This window comes from Mucilaginibacter sp. P2_A5 (assembly GCF_056404995.1).
The window spans coordinates 79,206-104,529 of sequence record NZ_JBFUCY010000015.1 but is presented as its reverse complement, the minus strand read 5'-3'; the positions used below and the strand labels follow the sequence as shown (position 1 = coordinate 104,529).

The window sequence follows — 25,324 nt, the reverse complement described above, 5'->3', positions numbered from 1 at the left end:
TAAAACTGTCACAACCTGCATAAGTACTATTATTGTTTCCATGAGTTTAGAAGGATCCCGCAAAAGGGCAAAAAAATATATCAACGTTATCCCTACCGACGAGGCAGGTTTCGGCAAAATGATTCCCATTTTACGCGAGTATATGGGCAATAAGGCCGAAAACTCTCCAAAAAAACAAATTGGCCCGTTTACAACCGATATAGCTATTTACAATAAGCCGCCCGAAAGCGGCCTGCGTATTACCTGGGTTGGCCATTCCAGCATATTGATTGAAATAGATGGCAAGTGTATTTTAACCGACCCGGTTTGGGGCGATAGGGCATCATTCTCTAAACATTTTGGTCCTAAACGTTTTTTTAAACCGCCAATTGAATTAAAAAGCCTCCCCCCACTGGATGCTATTATCCTGTCGCATGATCATTACGACCACCTGGATAAGGATACCATTAAATTTTTTGCAGGCTCATCAATTCCTTTTTACTGTTCGGTTGGTGTAGGCCAGTATCTTGAAAAATGGGGGATTCTTAAAAACTTCATTAATGAGATGGATTGGGGCGATAGCGTACTGATAGGCAACCAGGTTGTTATTACGTCAACCCCATCAAGGCATTTTTCGGGCCGTGGCGTGGTACATCGTAATGAAACCCTTTGGGCAAGCTTTGTAATAAAAGGCCCGAAACATAATATTTATTTTGGCGCCGATTCGGGCTGGTCGCCAAGCTTTGCCGAGATTGGCGAGGCCTTTGGCCCGTTTGATTTGACGATGCTTGAGGTAGGCGCCTACGGCAAATTCTGGCCTGATATTCACATGGGGCCCGATCATGCCTCCAACGCCCATATCGCCCTGAAAGGCAAATTGATGATGCCCATACACTACGGTACATTTAACCTTGCCCCGCATGCCTGGTACGAGCCGGTTGAACGTTTGGAACAGTTTGCCAAAGAAAAAAAGATAGATCTTTTTATACCCGAACCCGGCAAGCCCACCGAAGTTAAAGGCCCTTATAACTCGGCCTGGTGGAAAAAGTTTATGTAGCCACAATATATAACAACCACGCTTCTGCACCTGCCCAAAAGTAATTGAACGGCGTATTGTTCATCCTGTTTTTTGCGCTATCTTTAAGGTTAATTAATCTGCCCTAAACTTATCGATATACACCATGGAAGCTACTACCATTGATCAAATCATAACCGAACTGGAAATCATCATTGCCGATGCCATACAAACCGGCAGCCGGGCGGGATATTTTGCAGCTTTATACCACAAAGTAACCTGTAAAGTAAAGGAGGGCATATTGGCCGGCGAGTTTGAGGATAGCAAAAGAATGGAGCAACTGGATGTTACTTTTGCAAGCCGTTATATTACGGCCTATCATCAATGGCAGCAAAAACAGCAACCATCGGCATCATGGACGCTGGCTTTCAGCATATTTAATAAACGGTCGAAAATGGTGCTGCAGCACTTGCTTATTGGCATGAACGCGCACATAAACTTTGATTTGGGCGTTGCAGTAGTTGAAACCGCCCGGGACTTTAACCAGCCGTTGGCAAAGGTGCATAACGATTTTAATGCCATCAATACCATCCTGTCGGCCCTCACTTATGAGGTTATCAACGAGCTTAACCAGGTATCGCCCTTAATGTCGTTAGCCGGTTTGCACGCGCAAAACAACTCCATACTTATTCAATTTGCGCTTGGTAACGCCAGGGACGGCGCCTGGTGCTTTGCCGAAGACCTTTACGGGCGAACCGGCCAGGATTACCTTAACCTGGTAACCAGCCGTGATGCCGATATCACCAAACTTGGCCTTGGTATTGTTGCCCCGGTAGGTTTATTAAGTTTCACCGTATGGCTTATCCACGTGTTTGAATGGCGGAACCCATCCAGGATAACCAGGGTATTAAATGAATATAGGAAAGCGTATTTGAAGGTGAACTAATTTAGCACTTGCAATTACCCTGGTATAGATATAAAATACCGAAAATTTCAGGTTACATACAATTGAGCAAGCAGATTTAGAGATTTTCAAAGCATAGTTCACAATGGCTGGTAAATGGTCGCGCCGATTACGCGTATCCTATTACCAAAAAACCCACATTACTATTTCAATAATGTGGGTTTCCTTTAACATTTGAGTTTAAATTTCGCTCTGCCAAATAAGCATTATTTAACCGGTTTAGTAAGCAAATTACTATCTGCATTTTGCCCATTTAATTTCGTTAAAAAATCGTTGTAGGCTAATTTAATTCCCTCATTTAATTCAACAGTATGTTTCCATCCCTGGCTATGAAGTTTGGTAACGTCCATTAATTTACGAGGCGTTCCATCGGGTTTTGTAACATCAAAATCGATATCACCCTGATAACCAACAATCTCTTTAATTAATAACGCAAGATCTTTGATAGAAACATCCTCCCCGGTTCCTATATTAACTAATCCTTCTTCATTGTAGTTTTGCATTAGATAATAACATGCTTCGGCAAGATCGTCTGCAAATAAAAACTCGCGCTTTGGAGATCCGGTACCCCATATAGTTACCGTTGGAGCATTTTCCTCTTTTGCTTCATGAAAACGACGTATGAGTGCCGGTAAAACGTGCGAGTTTTGCGGATGATAATTGTCATTATAACCATATAAATTGGTAGGCATTACCGAAATATAATTACATCCATATTGGGCACGATAAGCATCACACATTTTGATACCTGCTATCTTAGCGATCGCATACGGTTCATTGGTTTGCTCCAACAGTCCGGTAAGCAAATATTCCTCCTTTAAAGGTTGTGGCGCCATTTTGGGGTAAATACAGCTTGACCCCAAAAACATTAGCTTTTTAACACCATTAAGGTATGACTGATGGATGATATTATTCTGAATTTGTAAATTATCGTACAAAAATTCGGCCCGATATGTATTATTGGCTACTATCCCCCCAACTTTGGCAGCAGCAAGAAAAACATACTCGGGTTTTTCTTCAGCAAAAAAATCCGCTACCTGCTGCTGATTCCTTAAATCAAGGGTATCAGAAGTGCGGGTAACAAAATTGCTAAAACCCTCTTTAACCAGCTTGCGATATATTGCCGAGCCAACCATTCCACGATGGCCAGCAATATATATTTTAGCGTCTTTATTCATTGGGATTATTCAAATTGGTTTTTAATTGTATAACCAGATTCTTTTAGCAATTTCTCTTTGCGGAAATGGTTAACATCTGCAGTCATCATGTCTTCTACCAACATTTTCAAATCATATTTGGGTGTCCACCCTAACACGGTTTTTGATTTTGTAGGGTCGCCTATAAGTAATTCAACCTCTGTCGGGCGGAAATATTTAGGGTCGACAGCCACAACTTCTTTACCAATTTCAACCTGAAAATCGGGAGAATCGCACGATACAACGTAGCCTTTTTCATCAACTCCTTCGCCTTTAAATTCAATTGTTATACCTACTTCTGCAAAAGCCATTCTAACAAATTCGCGTACGCGTGTAGTTACGCCGGTTGCAATTACATAATCCGTAGGAGTTTCCTGCTGCAATATCAAATACATAGCCTCCACGTAATCCTTGGCATGCCCCCAATCGCGTTGTGCATCAAGATTACCCAGGTATAATTTATCCTGTAAACCCATCGCTATTTTAGATGTAGCACGAGTAATTTTGCGGGTTACAAATGTTTCGCCCCGCAGCGGACTCTCATGGTTAAACAATATGCCATTACAAGCATAAATGCCATAAGCCTCGCGATAGTTCACCGTAATCCAATAAGCATACATTTTTGCTACTGCGTAGGGTGAACGAGGGTAAAAAGGTGTAGTTTCTGACTGTGGGACTGCCTGAACTAAACCATACAACTCAGATGTAGATGCCTGGTATATTTTTGTTTTCTTCTCCAGCCCTAATATCCTGATAGCTTCCAATAACCGAAGGGTACCAATGCCATCTGCATTTGCGGTATATTCGGGAGTATCAAAACTAACCTTAACATGCGACATTGCGCCCAGGTTATATATCTCATCAGGCTGTACTTGTTGGATAATCCTGATCAAATTGGTTGAATCGCTCAGATCACCGTAGTGTAATGTGAGGCGTACGTTTGTATCATGCGGATCCTGGTACAAGTGATCAATCCTATCGGTATTAAATAAAGAGCTTCTTCTTTTAATACCGTGCACATCATATCCTTTTGATAATAACAACTCGGTTAAATAAGCCCCATCCTGACCGGTTATCCCAGTGATTAATGCTACTTTCGACATATATTTTAATAATTTTATTAAATGTTAATTAAGGATTTAGTTGTTAATCTAGCAAAAAAATTAATATTTTACATATTTAAGATAAAAAACATTCAAATAAAACATTGAATTTGTTTTTTTTTGACAAAATTATAAATTGTGAATACATATAACTTAGATCTTAAAATCATACATTCTCTTTATAATTAAGATAACCTTTATCTTTTTTTGAACACATATTTGTTTTGGCAAGGACCAAATGGTATGTAATCAAAAATAGCTTTCGGAATAACGCTTATAGCAATATCTGTTGTACAAATAAAATCACCTAACTCTAAATTATATTCGTCTTTATCGGTTATTATTGGATAGCTCCCGAAAGCCTCTTCGAACGTTTTATATGTTGAACCTGGAATAACCAAATCCACAAACAGTTTAAATTGCTGATCTTCTGTTAGTCCCAAAACATCTATAAGGTTAACCCGCGGATATTCCTCCATTACTCCACCATAGGATGCATTATAAACTTTTTGCCCGTGCTTATCAAAAAAGATACGACCTGTTGCAAAGTGATCCAGCATGTCATCAAGCGTAGGGTTACGATATGCCATCCCTTTCCCATCATAACGTGGATCAAAATGGTTAGGATCATCATCTTTTTTTCCTACCCAATCTCTTTCGCTTATTTTTGATACATTTCGTTTCGCAAATGTCATATCAACACCCAACATATAAATTTCATCGAATCCAAGATATGACATTATTTGCAAGCCCCCGTTAACAACGGTTTTGTTGATACCACATTTTGGCAAGTCAAGCGTATATTGCGGTTCATCCATGTAAAGCCAGTGAATTTTTGACGACTCAGGAAGATACTTTGTAAAATCTACATTTGACGGATGTAAATCAGGAAAAAAAGCAAGCTCAACAGCTGGTAGAATTTCAGTTGCTATTTCTTCGTGGATCTCCTTAAGCTTCAAATCATCGGTCACCAAATAGAAATTAGGCAACCAGTTTAATCTTTCATATAAAAGATTTATACGATTGAAACACAAGGTATATTCTCCCTTCAACAAGTGTAAAGGCGTTCTATTAATACTTGGTCCGGCACCAATCACAAACACCCGCTTTCCTTTGTATTTGCCTTTAAGAGCTTTCCACTTTTCGAGATTTACATTGTCGGTTTTTTGAAATAAGCGCTTAAATTTTACAATGCAATATTTAACCAAACGTGCAAAAAACACATTAACCCCATCTGTAGCAATAATCGATTTTCCCTTCTTTATTAAATTTTTCATGCTAAATTTATATTCAAACCAATTATTGCTGCTAAGTATTGTATGTTCCAAAAACGGTTACAGCGCCTCCATTACCATCCTCAACAAATATGGGCGCTACKATTACTTGACTTAACGGCATATTTATAGCATTCAATGCCATGTCTTCGATAACCAGTAAACTCTTTTTATCCCCGGTGGGGCAAAGAAAATTCAAATGACTCAATCGGCCTTCCTGCCTGTACTGCCATGATGTAAGAGATATAAAATCAAACCCTACGCATCGTAATTTAGAGAAATTGCTTCTTAAATAATCGGCGAGTTCCGCAGACAAACCGGGGCAATCATTCCAATATCGATCTTCATGCCTAAAATTCTCGAAACCCGTTCTTATTAAAAGGAGATCGACATTTTTGTCAATTGACTTAATACTCTCAAAATGTTTACTCGAAATTAATTGAGCATTTGTACAGGGTATGTCTACCAGGCAAACATTGTTGAAGAAAAAATCATCTATCGGAATTTCAAATGTTTTTTTTCCATTTTCGCAAAAATGATGAGCTGAATCGATATGAGTGCCTATGTGATTATTTGAAAATATCCAACATGAGCTATTTGCTGAATCACCCTTTTTAATAGATGAATTATCTCTGATAAATATTTTGTCCCTATTACCATAAGAGGGCGTGTTTTGAGAAATAATATGAGAAAGGCGGATGTTCATGAGGAGGTATTGTTTAACCCTGCAATTTTTAATAAATCAAAATTACATTCTGTTATTAGGATGTTCTTTCTTCCTGTTAAATAGCTATTTTTATCGTTATCTTTTTAATGAACTGCGGCTCGTCAACAAAGTGTTGTGGGCCATGACCATCTTCTGGAAACATAATGGCAAATATACCTTCGCCAATATCTACGTGTGTTCCACGGGGTGAAGGATCTTTGTAAAAAGTGCGGTCATGCTCCTCACTATAAGGGATGTTTACATTCATACCTTCAATAGGCGACCATTTAACTCGTTCGAGGCCTCTGATAGGATACTGAATGTCAATCACATGTTTATGAGCTTCGTAGCCCCGTTCAAATTTTTCAACAGTATAGTATTCGCTAACAATAGCTTTCACGTTTTCATTGATCGGGTAAGTGCCCACTTCAATATCAGCAGTAGCATTTTTTAAATATTGCAGCCCTAAATAAATGTCAGCAGAGACGCCTTTATAAATATCAATGTTCTTTAATTTATCAACTATCATCGTATGCTTAGTTTAATTCGTTTGTAAAATACTCGTTTAACCACCCTATGAACTGTTCGTCCATGGGTCTCATGTCCTTAAATATTTTCCCATAACCTTTATTAAGAATCAGGCCTAATATTTTACCAACGTTCTTTTTGTCTTTGCTTAATGCAGATGCAAACGTATCGAGCGAGATATCGTTGATAGTAGTTCCCGCCCATATCTGCTGTAACAGCTCCCTGATATTTTGGCGTATTGAATTATCGATATACCCCAATTTTACTGATACGAAGTTAGCCATATCCATACCATAACTTACTGCAATTCCGTGTGGAATGCGATAATTGGTCAGTGATTCAATAGCGTGTCCAAATGAATGCCCGTAATTAAATACAAGACGTTCGTTTTTGTCAAACTCGTCTCTTTCAATATACCCCTTCTTTATCTCCAGGCTTCTGTTTATGATCCCGGCTAAAACTTTTTTATCAACAAGGGCTTGCGCATATTCATTTTTAAATCTTGTAAAGTCCTCTTCGCCAGATACGATGAAATAATGGCACATTTCGCCCATTCCTGATTTTAAATCCCATAATGAAAGCGTATTTAAAAATTCCAGGTTAATAAATATTTCATTTGGCGGATAAAAGCCTCCGAGTTGATTTTTGTATTTGTTAAAATTAATAGAGGTTTTACTTCCGATGCAACTATCCCCCTGAGCAAGCAACGAGGTAGGAAAAAAGTACCAATCAACACCACGGTACATAATTGATGCTATAAACGCTGTAGCATCCTGAGTTATTCCCCCACCAATAGCTATTAACCTGTGATTTTTTCTGAAACCATTATCTATCAGGCTTTCAATGATGGGCATCACACCCTGATAACTTTTAACGTTTTCCGAAGCATCAATACCAATATGCCAATACAAATCAAGTACAGGCTGAAGCATATCTTTATACAGCTCTTTTATTTTATTATCGATGATAATTACATCACCTTCTTTAAGTTGCTGAAGTAATACAGCTTGAGTATCATCGATAAACTGTACACTATAGTCGTGAACAATTGATTTTATTTTAAAATTATACATTGGTATATCCTCCGTCAACAATTATATTTTGACCAGTTAAATAACTATTTAAATCACTACTTAAAAAAAGTATAACATTGGCTATTTCTACTGGCTGGGCCATTCTGTTCATTGGAATTATTTCTGTCAGCTTCTGCAAATCGTCGGCAGAATTTGTAGTTGCCGTAAGTTCGGTAAGTGTAAACCCCGGCCCTACTGCGTTTACCAATATGTTATCCTTTCCTAACTCAACCGCCAATGTTTTGGTAAGCCCAACAATTGCGTTTTTATTGGTGGCGTAAACAGACCTACCGGGCCGGGTAATAGCGCTCCAAATGGATGTGATATTAACTATTCGTCCGTACCCGTTCTTTTTCATGACCTTGCTCACTTCCCGGCAAAGCACATATGGGCCCTTTACATTAACGCTATGAAGCAAATCAAAATCGGCGTCGGTAGTATCTACGTTAAGTGCAACCTTGTTAATTCCCGCGTTATTTATGAGCACATCTATCTTATCAAATTTATTTAGCTTTAATAAAAATTGCTCAACTGATTGCTGATTGGTAAAATCAAGTTGTAAATAACTTATTCTTTCAACATTGTTATTGGCATTTAGCTGATCGATTTCCGATGCATTCGTACCCGTTAAAATTACAGAGCAACCAGCATCAAGAAAGCGATCTGCAATAGCCTTTCCGATTCCCCTGGTACCGCCTGTTATAAGCGCTATTTTTCCTGTAAAATCAATTTTAACGTTAGATATACTATCCATAGTGATTGATTATTTAGCGGTAAGTGCTAAAAATTCCTCATCTGTTGAAAGGTAGTTAACGATGACGTGATTTAAAATCATGTGAACATCTTCAATCGGGCCATAATCTCCCTTAGGGTTGGGTGTATATAGCGATATCGACGATATATCATTCAATTTTCCGCCCAAAAAGCCTACAAACGCAATGGAGGTGCCCCCCAATTCATTAGCATACTCCGCTGCCTTAACCAGGTTAGGGGAATTGCCGCTTGCTGATATTGCGATTAAAACATCGCCAGAAACAAACTGCCCGCGCATTTGCTCAACAAAAACGTCGTCGAAATTATTGTCGTTACCAATGGCGGTAATCATGGGTACGTTATCAGTTAAAGCAATTATTTTCGGACGAAATTTAGAGAAATAACGAACGAAAAACCTAAAATCAGCCTGCATGTGCGATGCAGTAGCAGCACTGCCGCCATTGCCAACAACATAAATGGTATTGCCGTTTTTAAAGGCAGTGATCATGGCTGTAATTACCTGCTCAAGTTTCGCAACCTCAATTTTATTTAAGATATCTGTCAAGCGGGTAATATAATCGCCCAGATAGCTTTTAACTTTTTCTTGTCTTTCCATTGTAATAGATTTTTTATGTTTTATAAGTTATGATTAAAACTCTTTTTGTTCGTATACTTTATCTATAATACGCATCAGTTTGTATGCATCATCTGAATTACCGATGGTCACAGCTTTATCGTCAATAATTGAATCAAAAAAGTGATTCATTTCATAACGCCAGCTATTATTATCAACGTACTTGGTTACAACTTCATCTTTCCAAGTAGCCGCAGGCGCAGTGGATCTGTTTTTGGCAATAGAAAGTGTTTCTTCACCGTATGACATTGAGGATGTTATAAGACCATTTAGTACCATGTATCCTTTTTCAAGGAAAATTTCCAATGAAAACAAATGACGCCACTGCGACATTGTTGAATGAAGCGATGCCACCTTGCCTGTGCTTGATTCTTTGAGAATTACAAAGGCATTATCCTCAACATCCATATGCCAATATAAATTTGAAACTTCTGCCTTGACAACATCAAAATCGCCAGAAAGGTGCAGGAATAAATCAAGCATATGAATACCCTGATCCATCAAAATCCCCCCCCCGGCTAACTCCTTTTTAGCTCTCCACTGGTTAAAATAATCACTTGTAACGCTTTTACCGTAACGACCACGTAACCATAATACTTTTCCATATTCGCCGCTATCAATAAGCTCTTTTATATGCATTACGCTATCATGATGGCGATGATTAAATCCGTACATCAGTTTTTTACCACTTTCAGTTTCGGCCTGCTTTACTTCGAGTATATCAGCCCCGGTGAAAGCTGGAGGTTTCTCGCAAAAAACATGTTTACCGGCGTTCAATGCCCTTATAGTTAAATCTTTATTTAAAAAATTAGGCGTACAAACAATTATTATATCGATATCCGCATGATTAATAATCTCCTCATGACTGATATTAGGAATCCCCTTCACCTCCGATTCTGCATTGGGTTCAGATATCGCTATCACCGTACCTTTTTTAATTTCATCTATGGCCTGGTGACGAATTTTGCCCATTACACCATAGCCTATTATGCCAACTTTATAATCCATCAATTGTATTATTTTAGTGTGTTAATTAAATTTTTTACTGCGTCAATTTCCATTAGCAACTTCCCTTCTTCTGCATATGAACCCAAATGAGGAGTAAGCACCACATTATCAAGATCGCATAAGGGCCCTGCGTAAGGCTCTGTAGAAAAAACATCAATTGCCGCACCGGCTAATTTATTAGCCACAAGGGAATTGTATAATGCATCTTCATCAACTATACCTCCACGCGATATATTTATTAAAAATGATCCAGATTTCATCATCGATAGTTCATTGACACCTATAACTGCCGAGCCGTCCTCGTTCCCCGGAACATGGATAGTCAGAATATCTGCTTTAGCCAATAACGTTTCCATATCTGTAATTTCAACGCCGTTATTTAACGCCCATTCCTTATCAGCATAAGGATCATAACCAATCACCGGATTTCCAATCCCTCTGAATAATTGAGATACAAGTTTACCAATACGCCCCAAACCAACAACACCAACAACCTTGTTAAGTACAAGATTACCTACTTGTTTTTTCCAAACTTTATTTTTGAGATCATAATGAGCTTGAGGAATCTTCCTTAGCAGGGCAAGTGTCATGGCCAATGTTAGTTCAGCTACAGCTCTCGTTGGACCATCCGGGGTATTTGTTACAATTATGCCCTTTTTAGCGGCATAACTCAAATCCACACTATCCATACCAATACCAACCCGGCTAATACATTTTAATTTAGGCAGCGCATCCATAACCTTTGCGGTGAGTGGTTCAACGCCAGCTACTATACCAATACAATCCGCAGCTAACTCTATAACCTCGTCTTCTGTTAGTTTTCTGCTGTAAGGATTATTAATTACTTCGTAACCGTTTTGTACAAGTAGGTCTACAGGTTCATTTCCAACTTGGCCAAAAGACGAGGGCGAGGTTAATATTTTCATAGTATAAATTATTATTTTTCTGTTACAATTGTTGTGCTACTAAAATGTACCGCATCTTTATTCTTTTGCCCAGTACTTAGGTGCAATATCTTGAGTTGACTGATATTTTCTGGCGATCAACAGCGCTTCTGCAAGCCTAAAATCTTTTTCCTCGCTTACCTTTACTGCCACTAATGGATCAAGGGGCCAAAAAAGCCTATTCATACCAAAATATCCACTGCGGTTGTTTTCGTACAATTTTCTAAAAACATTTGCATTCCATACAGTTACTGCCCAATTACATATTGTAATTACCTGATTATTTTGCGATGGGGCAAGCGGTCCGTCAACTACAATATTTATCGGTTCATTATTAACAAATGACTGCATTTGTGTTTGTGTGCACCCAATAAGTGTGTCCGCATCTGATGCTGCGTATGCCTCGAGTGCACCCTGGATATCAATCTGCCTGATAAGAGGACAAACAGGATTAATGAGCACCAAGGTATCCGGATTTTTGGCATTAATAAAATCATAAGTAAAATCCTCGCCCGTCGCATCATCTCCACCCAATAACGCCGGTCGCCGATATACTTTGCAATTCAAACTTTCAGCGATTGCCGCAATCGAATCATCATCGGTGTTTACATATACCTCATCTAATAAGTTACTATTCAAACCGCTTTCAATGCTATAGGCAATCATCGGTTTGCCATCCATATACCTAAGATTTTTTGACTGTACTCTTTTGCTTCCTCCCCTTGCGGGTATATGAGCTATTACTTTACCTAATTTCATATAATGAGATAATAATATATTTAACGAGCGACTCTTAAATCAGGATAATCACTCATTTTAATTGTTGCTTTATTGCGTAATATTTTATTAAAGAGTTTTGTAAATGACTCTCCACCACGTTCATTCAAATGGTCTGCGTTATAAAACCATTTAATATCGTTTGCAATTGGCTTATAAGTTGAGAAATTATAATACTCGGCGCCTGTTTCTTTACAAATTTGTTGCATAAATTTTTCTGTTTCTTTGATATCTGCCTGCGGATAAAGCCGTGTATATTCTTTATAATAGGGCGGGGTAAAAAAAACACAGGCAATATTTTTAGATTTTAAAAGAGAGGCTATTTGTTTAAGATGGTTTACATACTCATCTCTAATGTGTGGATTATACTCCAGTGCAATGGTTTTATCTTTGCTGTGATCGTATGCTTGTATAGAAGCCGACTCCAAAATATGAATAGAGTCTAACGCCGTTTTTTTCTCATCACTATCGGTAAATTCTTTATTTCCTTTAACAAGATTTTTAAATTCCTCGAAGCCATAGTCGGCGTGCATAAAAGCAAACATCTTTCCAAAAAACATATTGTTATAGTCTTTTGGCGAAACTAATTTATAAGAAGGGATTGATGCGTAAAGTGCTTTACGGGCATCATTTAGGTTGCCATTTGACAACGCTTCGTTATCAAAATATAAAGAAGAATAGGAAATACAGATCAATACTTCTTTCAAATTAGTGAGTTTAGGCAAAAAATAGTTCAAACTATAGTTAATTGAAGCTATATCTTCTCCTCCCAAAGACAAATTTTGTCCCTTATAATCCCAATGATCATAATGTAAAGCAAAACCATGTGATCTTCCAAAAGTTAACGATTGGATGGTGTCTTTTTCAGCCATAATGTCACTTACCCATTTACGTTGTACTACTATGGCTTTAGATGGAAATACAACATTAAGTATTTGGCATATGCCAAATATTACGAATAAGTAAATAACGGTTTTTATTAATATTTTATTCCCCATGAACTAAAATTGAAAATATATAAACTCATTGATCCCAAATTTCCCGAACCATAGTACAACGAAAGTTATAACTATATAAAAGCTCCATCTTACTGCTGTTGACCGTTCTAATATAAATTTTGGCAACCCTTCTCTCCGGAAGATAAAATTCACTGTTATAAATGAAAGAATAAAGAATATCGCCAAAAAGAAATCATAGAACTTTAAGCCTATCAATCCCTCGGATCCCCCTTGCGTAAACAATGTTATCGAATCATGTTTAATGCCCTTAAACGCAAGTATCTTCCCAAATATTTTTATGGCATCACCTATGTTATTGGCTCTAAAAAAAGTCCACGCTATTACAACAACCAAGTAAGTAACAAACCATCTGCAAATGTTAGCAAACGAAATACCACTTGTAATACTTCTTATTTTATCGCCATATATAAACCGTTCAATGACCAGCATTGCCCCATGTATAGCGCCCCAAACTAAAAAGGTATAATTTGCACCATGCCATAAACCACTCACTACAAACACGAGCATAGTGTTGAATATCCATTTTGACTTTGAAACTTTATTACCTCCAAGTGGTATATATAAATAATCTCTGAACCATGTTGATAACGATATGTGCCATCTTCGCCAAAATTCCGTAATAGTTTTCGAGAAGTAGGGTTGCTTAAAGTTTACAATCAAATCGATACCAAATAGCTTTGATACACCTAACGCAATATCAGAATAACCGGAAAAGTCACAATATATTTGGTACGTAAAAAAAACGGTGGCAATAACCAATGACAATGTAGACGCGTTATCAACGTGATTATACACATGGTTTACAGCAATCGCCAAGCGATCTGCTATAACCATTTTTTTAAATAATCCCCAAAAAATCAGCACAAATCCCTTTCTGAAATTATTATAATCATAGTTTTTTAATTCCTGCAATTGAGGCAACAGGTTTTCGGAGCGGGCGATAGGGCCCGCTACCAATTGAGGAAAAAACGACACGAACAATAAGAACCTAAAGATGTTGCGCTCTGCCTTTATCCGGCCGTTATAAACGTCAATAACATAGCTAATGGAGTGGAAAGTATAAAATGAAATACCCACCGGAAGCAACAAATGCAATACATTTAATTGATAATTTCCGTGAAAGGCAGACGCCAAATCCTCAAAGGCCTTAATAACAAAATTAAAATACTTAAAAACAAATAAAATACCAAAGTTGACCGTTAAACTTAAGGCCATAAACAATTTGCGATAATTTACATATTTGGTATTTGTTATTAGCCGGGCTACAGCAAAACATGAGGCAGAGGTGAAAAATATTAACCCCAGGTACATCCAATCCCAACATGCGTAAAAAAAGTAACTGGCGGCAAGTAAAAAATACAGCCTCCCTTTTTGATTAAGAAGCGGATAAATAATTAATACCAGTAATAAGAAAAAAATAAATTCAATAGAATTAAAAAGCATACAAATTAATTTTTAAACATACTATCAAAAATGTTCTAAATTTTACCACAATCTGAATCTTGAAACAAAACCACCAAGGTGAATAAACATGCGACACACAAAAAAGAAATGATGCTGCACCGGGTTATTCTTTGATAATATTTTCCCATAATAATAGCGATATTTCCAATAAGCTGAACTTCTGAAATCAAAGAACTTGTCTTTGATATCTTTAAGCGAATATTTCTCTTTAATATCGATAGAAGCTGTAGTGCCTGTATATTCCATGACTATAGCCCTTGATGTAACTAATAATTTATAGCCTGCATTTTTTGCCCGTAGTGGTAATTCGGTGTCACCACGGTGTTTAAAATGTTCATAATCAAAAAGCCCGGTTTCTTGAAATACTTCCACAGGTATATAAATTCCCCTGCCAATTAAATCAAATGATTCTAATAATAATTCTTCCTTAAGCGAGGAAAGCTTTACACCACGATGATAATATTTTGAATAAGCAAACCATGGATGAGTCGTTTTTCCGGCATATGTTATCGTATCACCATCAGCCACGTCCACCGTCGCCGAACCAATTAGTGCTTTTGGGTTTTCTTTGGCTACTGCCACTAAATTTTCAATCCAATCGCTTTTAAATCTTACATCGTCATTTTGCAAAATTATCGCTTCAATTGCAGGGTGATTTTTTAATACATAATCAATTCCCAAATTTACTGATCCTGTCCACCACAGATTACCATCACCTTTTAAACAAATTACTTCAGGAAAATCGTTACTCAATATTTCTCCGGTACCGTCAGACGATCCATCATCAACTATTATAGTTAATTCAGGTTTAACGGTTTGAGTTCTTAGTAATTTCAAACACTCAATTAATAAATGCTTCCTGTTGAAGGTAGGTATAACAATAGCTATTGGTAATTTCATGATCAAATATTATATAGTGTTAAAAATATAAAGAGTTTTTAGCCCCTTTAACATCGCTTTCAAATGATTTCTCTTCGATTTCTGCAGGTTCGGTGGGTACCTTTGCTGTTAACTCCAGCTTATCGCGAACCATATAGATACCACAAAATATCAATATAGTATTGTAATAATCACTTATCCACGGCCTTTGATACCAGCATAACAACAACCCCAGGATAGCTAAAATTGAGTTGTAAGGATTGAGTACCTTACGTATAAGCTTGTAATAAATCACGACAAGTAATAATACTCCGCCTATCCCGTATTCATATATATATACTTTATATGAAGCAATAGCCGCCTTGCGCTCTTCAAGTGCAAATTCACTCCCCATACCATTTCCTATAGCTAATTGGGGCGTTTGAACATATTTATCGTAATGGGCATTGAACACTTCCATCGTACGCTGTTCGCCTATTAAATCCTGCGCATTTGTTATTCTTGAATAAATTAGCGTATTAAAAACCTCAGTGTTACTAAGGGCGATAACAACTATTAAAATGACTGTTACTGTTATTAACATCCTCTTTACGCTGGTAATTTTTATCATAAAAAACATGATAAAAGATCCGATGTAAAAAAACAGCGAAAATGATAATAGACCAGCTAACAATATTATTTTATTACGCCACGGCTTAAAATCGTACCTTAAAAACAACAACAAATAAAAGCACACCGTTCCTACAACCCCGGCTTCGTCAAAAATAAACCTGAACCTTGGTAGCGCATCCACATCCTGAACCGCCTCCACAAAAAAAACGAAATTCCTGTATTCCTGAACAAGTACCAAATTTCTACTTGGGACGATAAAAAATGGCAGCTTTATAACATAATGAATTAGATACAATATAATTCCGGGTACTAGTAAAGTACTAAAAAGCTTTACAAACTTTTGAAAAACTTCCTTTTTAACTTCATCGTCCTCATGTTGCAAAAAAGTAACAAACGCTATAGAAGTTATCAAGGCCGCTTTGAATGATACAATTTCATATGTACGCGGAATAAGCATATATATGATAAGCAAAAAGGGCAAAACAGAATATTTACGCCTTTTTAAGGTTGTAAAACATACTAGAAACATGTACAGTAAACCAATAACCGGGAATAAATTATTAAGATCCCACACTATCCAGGGCTGCACGGACAAAAAGCACAAGGCCACCAACAAGAAAACCCTCAATGATCTTAACTTGTTTACTCCCCCTACATCCGAACTTTTAATCGTACTCATTAATATCCGTAATTAATAACCATTCAAGGTTTTTTGTTAACCATTCAAACCCTGATTTTCACCGTTGTTCGTTACTCTATCTATTCTGTTTTTAAGCAACCGCATCTATAAAACTTAGCGCCGATCTTAATAACTCCAGGTAAAGTTATCGTATCAAAAAATAGACTTCCTTTATTTTATCTACATTGAATTTATGTCTTTTTATAAGGTAGTATATATATCTTGTTCCCAAAACTGCTTTATAAAACCAAGTAAAGGTTCGATATGAATTTAAAAAGAAGGCTGTTGCATACAAATATGGCATTATCAGGTCTTCATTCCTGGTAATTGAGTCGTCTCCACCCAAAAAATGACAGTTTGTATTATGTACATATCCCACATTTTTATAGCGCGCAGCTGTTAGCAAAAATAGCAGTACATCATTGCCACCTCCAGTACGGGGATAATTTATACCTAAAGGATTTGGTATATTGTATAGCAATGACTTCTGGATATCAGTTTTCCTGAATATAGCACAACCTGGCGATACAGGGACGTTGCCTTTACTACGTATATACCTGTAAATAAAATGCCTGGATTCAAACACTTTATTTTCACCGAAATTATCATATTTAGGGACTACTTCACCAAATTGATGAAGCATTGTCTTTGAAAAAACCAAGCCTACATCGGCATTATTTTCAAGATACCCTATCGTTTTTTCAATATAATCATCATCAAACCAATCATCAGAGAATAGAAACTTTACGTATTCGCCTTTTGATTGTTTAATGCATTCCATCCAATTGCCCACCGGGCCAAGGTTTTCGGCATTTCGGAATACTCTCACGCGAGGATCTTTCCCGGCATATTCGCCCAGCACTTTCCAGGTAGCATCAGTACTACAATTATCAATGACAATGATCTCAATATTTTTATACGTTTGGCTAAGCGAACAATCAATAGCCTTGCCAACCAGGGTTTCCCTATTATATACAGGAATCAATATACTAACTAAGCTACCGCTACCCATTTGTTAATTATTTTAAAAGATTTGATAGATCCGGCAACACCAAATATAGAAAGTGAAATCGCCATAGAAAGCACCACACCTTCGGGACCGAAATGTAAATACTTAACTAAAAATATCGACAATGGAACATGAATTATCGAAGCTATAATTGAGGTTATTACCTGTATTCTGATTAAGCCTGTTCCATTCAGGAAATAAGAATAAGTATTGTTCCACACTTGTATCATAGCATAAAATGAAAAAATGATTAGCATTCTGTTACCAATTACCACCCTCTTGTTTGTCCACAAAGCAATAATTGGCGGTGCGGCTAAGAACATGATTAATATTACAAACGCAACAAATATCATTAGGTAGTTAAGTTTCCTTATAGTACGTTGTATCCACTTATAATCTTTAGTTGCCATAGCATGAGTAAATGCCGACCACATAGGTGTTACCACAATCCCCCAAACCATTATGATGACACTAAAATATTTATAGGCTATATTATATGGTGTAACCGATGCCGGTGAAAACAGTTGTGCTATGATGATATTGCTGGTTTGAAAAATGATGATCACAGCAATTTGTACCATAAAAAATTTTAAACCTAAACCCAAAAGACTCTTTGAGTAACTAAAATCAACGTATTTTAGTCCAGGGCGCAAAAATCTATACTTTTTGCTAAACAGGATAATACTTGCTACCAGAAATACCAATGCCGGTATAGACATTATAGCTATACCGAAGTTCAGTAACGAAGTTTTGCCTAAAACAGCCAAAAAAAGAATAGCTACCAATCCTAAAACACTTCCGGAAACCTCCAATAAACTGCTAAAGGCAGGACGCTGGCTGGCCAGCAAAATCACATCAATTACCTGTAATACAAACTTTAAACAAAAAAGAAATATTACAATAACAGCCAGTTTAGATAGTTCACTCTGAAAAGATGTTTGAGTATTTAAAATTGAGGGCCAGTAAAGCCAATGATTTATAATAAAAAATAAAAAAGCAATGCTTGCACTTATAATTACCAACAATGCGTAAGTAGTACTTACAAGCTTCCGAGCCACAAGCTTTTCATCATTGGCTAAGGCAGTTGCAAGATTGTTCCTCAAGCCGTTTCCTAAACCAACATCAAATAACGAAAACCAGGCAACTATTGATGTTAAGGTAATCCATATTCCGTACCGTGTGGTGTCCAGATATTTGATGGTAGCAGGAACGTACAATAAGGATGCGCCAATATTTAATCCTTTCAAAAAAAATGAAATGACAATATTCTTCTTAACATTAACAGATCTGTCTGACCCTTTTGTTAAAAAATTAGTTATTGGTTTAAATATTCGCACTTTTCAGCCAGTTAATAGTTTCTAAAACCCCTGTTCTTTTGTCAACAAGCGCTTTCCATTTTGCGAGTCGTGTAATTTTAGTATTATCGGCAATGAAAACCTTCTGATCGCTTTCTCTCCATGGCAGTTGTTTGTAAATCATTTTAATATCAAGTAGTTCTTCAAGCAGGCTAAATAGTTCAAGCAACGATAAACTATTTTCCACGCCGCCACCTATGTTAAATGCCTGCCCTTTAGTTTTTTCTATATTTTCAAATGCGGCAAAATATAAACGAACTACATCATCAGCATGTAAAACATCGCGCACTTGTTTACCAGTTCCGCTTATGGTAAACGGCTCTTTAAGCTTACCGCTCTTTATTTCCAATGCATTTTTTATGAACCAACTTACCCAACCCTGGTCATTTGAGGGATGTTGGTTGCCGCCGTACATTGATGAATGTCTAAACACAACTGTTTGCAGGCCAAAAATCCTGTTATAATCGATCAGGTATTGATCAGCAGCGCCTTTTGAACAACCATATGGTGAATGGAACGAAAGCGGGGCTTGCTCATCAAAACCGTTTGGAAATTCTTTACATTGGTAGCGGGTTTCGGTTTCTTCAAACGTCAGATCAGCAAAATCTCCATATACTTTATTTGATGACGAGTATAAAACAGCAGTATTTGGCGAATACTTTCTTACTGATTCCAAAACGTTATGTGACCCCATAACATTCACCTCAAAGTCCATACGTGGGTTTTGAATAGAGGTAGTCATAGCTACCTGCCCCGCCAGATGGAAAATAACATCAGGCTTTATATCTTTAATTACTGTTTCAACATCATTTAAGTTTCTGATATCTCTATGATAAAACTCAAACGCGCCGCGTTCCTGTAGCCATGCAAGATTTTGGGTACTTCCCAACCGGTAAAGACTATCAAAAACAAAAAGTTCCTCGCCTCGTTTTAATACTTCAGCGGCTAAATTACTACCTATAAAACCGCAGCCTCCCGTTATTAAGTATTTCATATGTACCCTTTAAATTATGTATATTAAATTGTCTTTTTTAATCCTTCTGTAAGAGTTGTTTTGGCCTGCCAGCCAAGCGCAACAAGGCCCGAATTATCGGTGGTTGATATCATAAGTTCATTTTCACGATAAGGAACTGCACCAAAATTCAATAATGTCGAGCTGTTTGTGAGCTTTTTAAGTTCGTTAAGCAGTTCTTTAATAGCTACAACTTTGCCCGAGCCTACCTGAAAATTATTGTAAGCATCAGCTAAACTATCAATCTTATTTACCATCAGTTCGTAGGCATCAACAGTATCGTCAAAATAGATAAAATCTCTTTTTTGCTCACCTTTAGTTAAATCGATATGACTTTCATTGTTCTTAAGCCTTCCTATCATCATCGTAATAAAATTAGTATTGTCGCAGCCTGGTCCATAAAAGTGCTCAAGCTGTAAATTGATTACTTTGATTTGATTGCTCCTAAAATAGAGCCAATCGGCAAACTGACATTTCGTTAGCGAATATAAATTGACAAAACGATCTAAAACTGTATCAGAATTAATAAAAGCTTTAACCCCATTTTTAATTGCCATATCTAACAAACTCAAAGGAAATTGAAAATTTGTTTGGGATATTTCATCTACAGTTTGATTGTTACGGCCATACGACGTAGCCGTGTGAATGACAACATCAACCTTATGCTTTTCAAACAGTTCTTTGATGCCGGCCTCGTCAGATTTATATATCTCAAAGTTATTACCCTTGATTCTGTGCAGGTTTTCAGGATTGCGTACAAGGCCCAGGATAGTATGATTTATTGAGAGCCTCTTAGCCACATTACTACCCAGAAAACCATTAATACCTGTGATCAAAATTGTATACATAGCAATATCTATTGAGGCCCGATCAGTTATTTTAGATAATCAGTTATAGTATCAAGCATATAATCATAGTGACTTTCATTTAAACCGGGCCATACGCCTAACCAAAATGATTGATTCATAATGATATCTGTATTTTTCAGATCCCCGATTGTCCGATGCTGAACGTTTGCGTAGGCAGGCTGACGTAATAAATTACCGGCAAACAATAAACGCGTTCCTATCTTCTTCTCTTCTAAATGCTGTACCAGCATGTGCCTGTCGGCGGCGTCACCCTCTCTTAGCGTCAATAAAAACCCAAACCACGATGGATCGCTATTTGGTGTTGCCTCTGGTAAAATGAACACATCTTCTAACTGCTTCATGCGCTCATAAAGTGCTTTATAGTTTTCGCGCCTACGTTGTACAAAATGATCAACTTTTTTAAGTTGCGATACCCCAAATGCCGCCTGCATATCCGTAACTTTTAAATTAAACCCGATGTGCGAGTAGGTGTATTTGTGATCATAACCATAAGGCAGGCTACCCAACTGCTGGCCAAAACGGCATCCGCATGTATTGTCTTTTCCTGGCTCACAATAACAATCGCGTCCCCAATCGCGGAAGCTTTCAGCCAACTTAATCAATTCGGGGTTGTTAACAATCACTGCCCCTCCTTCGCCCATTGTGATATGGTGGGCTGGATAAAACGAGAATGTTGAGATATCGCCATAGGTCCCTGTTTTTTTACCCCTATAGGTGGCGCCAAGCGAATCGCAATCATCTTCAACCACCCATAGGTTATATTTCTTAGCAACTCTCATCACCTCATCTAAATCAAAAGGGTTACCTAATGAATGAGCAATCATAATAGCTTTCGTTTTTGGAGAAACAGCAGCTTCAATCTGATCTGACAGCACATTGTGTGTAGCGATATCTACATCTACAAACACCGGTATAGCGCCAAACTGAACCATTGGGTTTACTGTTGTAGGAAAACCAGCAGCGACAGTTATCACCTCATCGCCGGGTTTAATTGCCCGATCTCCAAGTTTTGGAGATGTAAGCGCATAAAATGCAACGAGATTTGCCGACGAACCCGAGTTAACCAGCAATGCCTTAGGGGCGTTGAAATAGGCCGCAAAGTCCCTTTCAAACTCGTTCGCAAAACGCCCTGTTGTTAACCATCCATCAAGTGCAGCTTCAACACCTAATAAAATATCATCTTCATCAAGAACTTTACCTGTTACCGGAATATAATTTTCACCAGCAATAATAGTTTTTGTGGTTTGAGTTTTTGCGATTGCCCTCAGGCTCTTTTCCAGATCGGGCGCGTTAATGTGTTTTAGCATGCTATTACTAATGACTTGTTTTTCAAATATTAATATACTATTCAAGATGCAGCGGTGTATACCGCTTTACCTATATGTTTAGCTATGATCAGCAGCTTCAATAAAATCGGTAATCTGCTTTTCGGTAAAAGCGATAATATCCGCTGAAGCGTTATAGTAGTACTTGTACCATTCAATGCTTTTTCCAATAGCATTAATGGCTTCATATTGCGGCTTCCACCTTAATTGATTTACCGCTTTGCTGATATCTAATTTTAAAAGCCCTGCTTCGTGCGGTTGCTTATCTGCATTTAGTAACTCGAATTCACCAGTACCCCATGAAGCAATAGCTAACTCTACCATTTTATGAACAGGCAAAGCGTCACTCAGCCCCGGTCCAAAATTGTACGCTTCCGAGTATTCTATCGGGTCAGCTACCAGTTTACTACCAAGCAACAGGTAACCTACTACAGGCTCAAGAACGTGTTGCCAGGGTCTTACAGCGTTTGGGTTACGGATAATGACTTTCTCGTTTTTTGCAAGGGCTTTAACGATATCCGGGATCAGCCTGTCTTTGGCCCAGTCTCCGCCGCCAATTACATTACCTGCACGGGCAACTGCAATAGCTTTACCATGATCATTATATACAGCCTTGTTAAAAAAAGAATTCCGGTATGAATCGATTACCAATTCCGCACAGGCCTTGCTTGCACTATAAGGATCATACCCACCTAAACGATCAGTTTCACGGTATGGATGAACCCACTCCCTGTTATGATATACTTTATCCGTAGTTATCAAAACTACCTGACAAGTTTTTTCCAAAGTTCTTACTCCATCAAGTACGTTGGCTGTACCTATTACATTGATATCAAAAGTTTCAGACGGAATGCTGTAGGATAACCGCACCAGTGGTTGTGCTGCCAAATGAAAAATAAAATCTGGTTGAAAACTACTGATAGATGCAATCAGTTTTTCTCTCTCACGTAAGTCTGCTATTACAGAATCACAAATTTCATCTCCTTTGATTAAATTATACAAATCAAAATCATTTTCAGGAGCCAACGCATAACCTTTTACGTCGGCACCCAACATAGATAGTATTTTCAACATCCAAGCGCCCTTAAAACCGGTGTGCCCTGTTAAAAAAACTTTTTTTCCTTTATATATTTTTTCTAATTCTTTAAACATATTACCAAATTTTCCATTTAGCCTTATTCTGTACCCAATCTTCCTCTAACTCTTGCTTATCCCTTAGCGTATCCATTGGCTTCCAAAAGCCACTATGTTTGTAGGCAACCATCTGACCATCTGCAGCAATCTTTTCCATCGGCTCACGCTCCCATAAAGTACTGTCGCCAGCTATATATTTGAAAACATCAGGCTCACAAACAAAAAATCCCCCGTTTATCCAGGCACCATCGCCTTTGGGTTTTTCCATAAAAGAGTGCACGTTATTATGATCATCAATATTAAGCGCACCAAACCGTCCAGATGGTTGTACCGAGGTTACTGTACAAAACTTTCCACCGCGTTCATGGCACTCCAAAAGTTCCTTAATATTTACATCACTAACGCCATCACCATAAGTTAACATAAATCTTTCATTGCCAATGTGTGGTTCTATCCTTTTAATACGACCACCTGTCATTGATTCATTACCTGTATCAACCAAAGTAATTTTCCATGGTTCAGCTTGTGAGTCATGAACTTTAACAGAGTTATTCGTCAAATCAATTGTTACATCTGATTTGTGCATGAAGTAATTGGCAAAATACTCCTTAATTACGTACCCTTTATAACCCAGGCAAATAATAAAATCGTTAAAGCCATAAGAAGAATAAATCTTCATGATATGCCACAAAATGGGCATTCCTCCAATTTCGACCATTGGTTTTGGTCTTAATACCGTTTCCTCAGATAAACGAGTGCCTAAACCTCCGGCGAGTAATACTACTTTCATACGTTTTAAAATAGATAAATGATGTTAACTAAATATATATGTTCCTTAATATTTATACTTTATTTCATCTCCGCCAACTATCTGAGCCAGGCCCTACAACGTAAGTATCTCTTCCGGTATTAATCAACCGTTATACAAACATCATCAGTTAACGGATAAGTACAGCATAACAAATACTCGTTAACATTAAGGTCGGCCGGCCTTTTATCCGGGCCAATCATTTTAACCTCGCCGCTAGTTACCTGCCCCTTACATACAGAGCAATTTCCCGTTTGACAGGAATAGGATAACTCTAACAAAGAATCGAGCCCTGCTTCTAAAATACTTTTTCCTTTAACAACCTCAACTTCATAAGTTCGCTGATCTTTAAAGATTTCTACGAACCTGGTATTGATGTCTTCAAAGTCTTTAGGATTCTTAACTAATTCAAAATCTTCTGTAAAAATTTGCGTCTCGCCAACACCCAAATCTCTTAGCGATGCTTTAACAGACTCCTTTAAGCCTACCGGCCCACATATGTAGTGAATTGAATTTTCAATATCTCCGGTTGACTTCACCACCGATAGCACTTTTGATGGATTTATTCTGCCCTGCACCAGGTAAGGATTTTGTTCACTAACTGCAAGCTGGGTATGAAAATGCCAAATAGAAAGCTTGTTTGGGTAAGTATGCTGCAGTCGTTTAATAGTGTCTAAAAATATAACAGACTCATAATTTCTATTACCGTAAACCAAAGTGAGTTTGGGCGTCTCCTCAACTGACAATATATATTTAATAATTGAGATAAGCGGTGTGATGCCACTTCCCGCACCCCAAAGCACTATATTCTTTACATTGGGAAACAATCCATGATCATAAATAAAATCGCCAAGAGGGGGCATAACTTCTATAACATCGTCAATTTTTACAGTATCATGGATATGGTTTGATACTATCCCGTTGGGAACCCTCTTAATCGTAACTTCCAGTAAAGGATCGACAATAGGGGCAGATGAAAATGAATATGGCCTGATATACCTTCTCCCGTTGATTCTGAAAATGAGTGTCAAATACTGCCCCGGCAAATATTTAATTTTTTTTAAACCAGGCTGCTTAAAACAAAGCGTAACGGTATCCGCAGTTTCTTGCCTGATCTCCACAACTCTCAATGTATAACTAAGCATATTAAGTCCAGTTTTTAATTATTATCTACTATATCTTCTTATCGTACTAAGTGATAAACC

Annotated in this window: 25 protein-coding genes; 2 read left to right on the top strand and 23 right to left on the bottom strand. The window is 37.6% G+C overall.

The window, feature by feature from the left end:
- Positions 1-40: 40 nt before the first annotated feature.
- The gene (locus tag AC1DXF_RS14805) at positions 41-1,036 is read left to right on the top strand and encodes an MBL fold metallo-hydrolase (protein ID WP_477449499.1); all 996 of its coding nucleotides are present in this window, start codon (positions 41-43) and stop codon (positions 1,034-1,036) included.
- Positions 1,037-1,160: 124 nt separating this feature from the next.
- A complete protein-coding gene (locus AC1DXF_RS14800) occupies positions 1,161-1,940 on the top strand; it encodes a DUF5995 family protein (RefSeq protein ID WP_477449498.1) in 780 nt (259 codons plus the stop codon).
- 224 nt (positions 1,941-2,164) lie between these two features.
- Here AC1DXF_RS14800 and fcl read toward each other — a convergent pair whose 3' ends face one another.
- The 23 genes from fcl to AC1DXF_RS14685 all read right to left on the bottom strand — a co-directional run bounded on the left by fcl (position 2,165) and on the right by AC1DXF_RS14685 (position 25,264).
- Entirely contained in the window at positions 2,165-3,136 is a 972-nt protein-coding gene (gene fcl, locus AC1DXF_RS14795; protein ID WP_477449497.1) for a GDP-L-fucose synthase, read from the bottom strand.
- A 5-nt stretch (positions 3,137-3,141) separates the two neighbouring features.
- Entirely contained in the window at positions 3,142-4,257 is a 1,116-nt protein-coding gene (gene gmd, locus AC1DXF_RS14790; protein WP_477449496.1) for a GDP-mannose 4,6-dehydratase, read from the bottom strand.
- A 197-nt stretch (positions 4,258-4,454) separates the two neighbouring features.
- Entirely contained in the window at positions 4,455-5,534 is a 1,080-nt protein-coding gene (locus AC1DXF_RS14785; protein WP_477449495.1) for a hypothetical protein, read from the bottom strand.
- A gap of 31 nt (positions 5,535-5,565) precedes the next feature.
- Positions 5,566-6,237, bottom strand: a complete 672-nt coding sequence (locus tag AC1DXF_RS14780; RefSeq protein WP_477449494.1) for a cyclase family protein — start codon at positions 6,235-6,237, stop codon at positions 5,566-5,568.
- A gap of 76 nt (positions 6,238-6,313) precedes the next feature.
- Complete coding sequence (locus tag AC1DXF_RS14775; RefSeq protein WP_477449493.1) at positions 6,314-6,766, bottom strand: NanQ anomerase/TabA/YiaL family protein; 453 nt, start codon at positions 6,764-6,766, stop codon at positions 6,314-6,316.
- Between the two features lie 7 nt (positions 6,767-6,773).
- Positions 6,774-7,838 (bottom strand): AroB-related putative sugar phosphate phospholyase (cyclizing), encoded by a 1,065-nt coding sequence (locus AC1DXF_RS14770; RefSeq protein WP_477449492.1) that lies wholly within the window; start codon positions 7,836-7,838, stop codon positions 6,774-6,776.
- Entirely contained in the window at positions 7,831-8,592 is a 762-nt protein-coding gene (locus AC1DXF_RS14765; protein ID WP_477449491.1) for an SDR family NAD(P)-dependent oxidoreductase, read from the bottom strand. The genes AC1DXF_RS14770 and AC1DXF_RS14765 overlap by 8 nt, the downstream gene beginning before the upstream one ends.
- 9 nt (positions 8,593-8,601) lie before the next feature.
- Positions 8,602-9,207 carry a D-sedoheptulose-7-phosphate isomerase gene (locus AC1DXF_RS14760; protein WP_477364777.1) on the bottom strand — a complete coding sequence of 202 codons (606 nt, stop codon included), beginning with the start codon at positions 9,205-9,207 and terminating at the stop codon, positions 8,602-8,604.
- Between the two features lie 33 nt (positions 9,208-9,240).
- The gene (locus tag AC1DXF_RS14755) at positions 9,241-10,233 is read right to left on the bottom strand and encodes a Gfo/Idh/MocA family protein (RefSeq protein WP_477449490.1); all 993 of its coding nucleotides are present in this window, start codon (positions 10,231-10,233) and stop codon (positions 9,241-9,243) included.
- A gap of 8 nt (positions 10,234-10,241) precedes the next feature.
- Positions 10,242-11,159 (bottom strand): phosphoglycerate dehydrogenase, encoded by a 918-nt coding sequence (locus AC1DXF_RS14750; protein WP_477449489.1) that lies wholly within the window; start codon positions 11,157-11,159, stop codon positions 10,242-10,244.
- A 57-nt stretch (positions 11,160-11,216) separates the two neighbouring features.
- Complete coding sequence (locus tag AC1DXF_RS14745; RefSeq protein ID WP_477449488.1) at positions 11,217-11,936, bottom strand: acylneuraminate cytidylyltransferase family protein; 720 nt, start codon at positions 11,934-11,936, stop codon at positions 11,217-11,219.
- Positions 11,937-11,956: 20 nt separating this feature from the next.
- A complete protein-coding gene (locus AC1DXF_RS14740) occupies positions 11,957-12,952 on the bottom strand; it encodes a hypothetical protein (RefSeq protein WP_477449487.1) in 996 nt (331 codons plus the stop codon).
- Positions 12,953-12,955: 3 nt separating this feature from the next.
- Positions 12,956-14,188, bottom strand: coding sequence for an MBOAT family O-acyltransferase (locus AC1DXF_RS14735; RefSeq protein WP_477449486.1), 1,233 nt, complete (start codon positions 14,186-14,188; stop codon positions 12,956-12,958).
- Positions 14,189-14,458: 270 nt separating this feature from the next.
- A complete protein-coding gene (locus AC1DXF_RS14730; RefSeq protein WP_477449485.1) occupies positions 14,459-15,337 on the bottom strand; it encodes a glycosyltransferase family 2 protein in 879 nt (292 codons plus the stop codon).
- Positions 15,338-15,356: 19 nt separating this feature from the next.
- On the bottom strand, positions 15,357-15,926 hold the full coding sequence (locus AC1DXF_RS14725) for a hypothetical protein (protein ID WP_477449484.1): 570 nt from the start codon (positions 15,924-15,926) through the stop codon (positions 15,357-15,359).
- Between the two features lie 826 nt (positions 15,927-16,752).
- A complete protein-coding gene (locus AC1DXF_RS14720; protein WP_477449483.1) occupies positions 16,753-17,619 on the bottom strand; it encodes a glycosyltransferase family 2 protein in 867 nt (288 codons plus the stop codon).
- On the bottom strand, positions 17,601-18,953 hold the full coding sequence (locus AC1DXF_RS14715) for a lipopolysaccharide biosynthesis protein (protein WP_477449482.1): 1,353 nt from the start codon (positions 18,951-18,953) through the stop codon (positions 17,601-17,603). Before AC1DXF_RS14715 ends, AC1DXF_RS14720 begins: the two co-directional genes overlap by 19 nt.
- Complete coding sequence (locus tag AC1DXF_RS14710) at positions 18,940-19,965, bottom strand: NAD-dependent epimerase/dehydratase family protein (protein ID WP_477449481.1); 1,026 nt, start codon at positions 19,963-19,965, stop codon at positions 18,940-18,942. Before AC1DXF_RS14710 ends, AC1DXF_RS14715 begins: the two co-directional genes overlap by 14 nt.
- A 23-nt stretch (positions 19,966-19,988) precedes the next feature.
- On the bottom strand, positions 19,989-20,831 hold the full coding sequence (locus tag AC1DXF_RS14705; protein WP_477449480.1) for an NAD-dependent epimerase/dehydratase family protein: 843 nt from the start codon (positions 20,829-20,831) through the stop codon (positions 19,989-19,991).
- Positions 20,832-20,857: 26 nt separating this feature from the next.
- Positions 20,858-22,159 (bottom strand): lipopolysaccharide biosynthesis protein RfbH, encoded by a 1,302-nt coding sequence (rfbH, locus tag AC1DXF_RS14700; RefSeq protein ID WP_477449479.1) that lies wholly within the window; start codon positions 22,157-22,159, stop codon positions 20,858-20,860.
- 78 nt (positions 22,160-22,237) lie between these two features.
- Positions 22,238-23,329, bottom strand: coding sequence for a CDP-glucose 4,6-dehydratase (rfbG, locus tag AC1DXF_RS14695; protein WP_477449478.1), 1,092 nt, complete (start codon positions 23,327-23,329; stop codon positions 22,238-22,240).
- Between the two features lies 1 nt (position 23,330).
- The gene (gene rfbF, locus AC1DXF_RS14690; protein ID WP_477449477.1) at positions 23,331-24,101 is read right to left on the bottom strand and encodes a glucose-1-phosphate cytidylyltransferase; all 771 of its coding nucleotides are present in this window, start codon (positions 24,099-24,101) and stop codon (positions 23,331-23,333) included.
- Between the two features lie 119 nt (positions 24,102-24,220).
- Positions 24,221-25,264, bottom strand: a complete 1,044-nt coding sequence (locus AC1DXF_RS14685) for a ferredoxin--NADP reductase (protein WP_477449476.1) — start codon at positions 25,262-25,264, stop codon at positions 24,221-24,223.
- Between the last annotated feature and the right edge of the window lie 60 nt (positions 25,265-25,324).